The following is an 834-nucleotide window of genomic DNA, read 5'->3' as shown; positions in this document are numbered from 1 at the left end:
CAATTTTTAAAAACCAGGGATTAGCAATATAATAATCCCATGTAAAATCAATAATTTTCTCAATGGCTTTTTGTGGCGGAAGATCTGAGAAATCAAGGGCCTTTTCTTTTTGTCGAATATCGTTCCAGGTATATTCCAGTACTTCAATAAATAAATTTTCTTTATTACCAAAGTGATGATAAACCGTCTGTTTACTACACCCCGCAGCCTTAACAATATTATCGACCCTGGCCCCTTCATAACCATATTCGGCAAATTCATTAACCGCGCATAACAGCAGCTTTTCCTTCAGGCTCTGTACGTTGCTGGTATCAAGATACATAACGCTTCCCCACGACCTCTTCAAGATAACTATCTTAACCCGATTAATTAGAAGCTCCAGTAAAAAGGATAAAAACTTGTACTTTCATCAAGTTATCAAATGTCCTGTGATCACTATCGCATATCAACCAACCAGATGGTTGATCTTTCTTGCGGCACGTCGCAAGCTAATTGTCACTTAGAAAACAATATTCAAAAAAAGAGAGCTATTGTATGAAATCCACTCGTCCTGTTGCCGTGATTACCGGAGCCGCTCGTGGTATTGGAAAGGGCTGTGCACTGGAGCTTGCTCGTGGCGGATTTAACCTGCTGATTAACGATCTTCCCGATGCCGACAGCGTAGAAAAACTGCATATCACACAACAAGAATGTATAGCTGAAGGCGTGGAAGTGATTTGCTTCCCTGCCGATGTCGGCGATCTCTCCTTGCATGAAGAGATGCTCGACGCGGCGCAAAACCTGTGGGGACGTCTGGACTGCCTGCTCAACAACGCAGGCATTTCAGTGAAAAAA

Annotated in this window: 2 protein-coding genes; one reads left to right on the top strand and one right to left on the bottom strand. The window is 42.4% G+C overall.

The genetic code is table 11. The features are described 5' to 3' along the window. Positions 1 to 322, bottom strand: a 322-nt coding sequence (locus tag RTW80_RS26340; protein WP_312721028.1) for a TetR/AcrR family transcriptional regulator, incomplete at its 3' end; no start/stop codon positions are given. A gap of 212 nt (positions 323 to 534) precedes the next feature. Between RTW80_RS26340 and RTW80_RS26335 the strand changes: the two genes are divergently transcribed. Continuing rightward, positions 535 to 834: SDR family NAD(P)-dependent oxidoreductase (locus RTW80_RS26335; protein WP_312721025.1), on the top strand; the 300-nt coding region annotated here is incomplete at its 3' end.

Source organism: Escherichia sp. AM3 (assembly GCF_032029835.1).
Taxonomy (GTDB): domain Bacteria; phylum Pseudomonadota; class Gammaproteobacteria; order Enterobacterales; family Enterobacteriaceae; genus Escherichia; species Escherichia coli.
The sequence above is the reverse complement of the archived record's forward strand: the minus strand, read 5'-3'. Positions and strand labels throughout refer to the sequence as shown.